This is a genomic window from Paenibacillus woosongensis (genome assembly GCF_009725165.1).
In the GTDB taxonomy this organism is placed as follows: Bacteria; Bacillota; Bacilli; order Paenibacillales; family Paenibacillaceae; genus Fontibacillus; species Fontibacillus woosongensis.
Map to the genome: position 1 here is coordinate 1 of NZ_WNZW01000066.1, position 256 is coordinate 256.

The 256-nt window shown below is 45.7% G+C and carries 1 rRNA gene; it reads right to left on the reverse strand.

Annotated features, from left to right (window positions below):
- Positions 1 to 93, reverse strand: a 23S ribosomal RNA gene (locus GNP95_RS25610); the annotation flags it as partial.
- Positions 94 to 256 lie beyond the last annotated feature (163 nt).

A 256-nucleotide genomic window follows, 5' to 3' on the forward strand; every position in this document is an offset into this window, starting at 1 on the left:
CTTACAGCTCCCCGAGGCAGTTTCGTTGTTCGCCACGTCCTTCTTCGGCTCCTAGCGCCTAGGCATCCTCCGTGTGCTCTTAGTAGCTTAACCATATCGCTCTCATTTTGGGCTATTCGCTCTGTTGTCCGTTACTTTCCTGATCGAATAAATTCAACCAAGGTGGAAAGTAACTTCCAAAGGATCGCCTATCCCAAAACGTTCGCTAGCTACTTTTAATTAAACTTGCTTTGACACAAGTTCAGCTAAAAGGAAT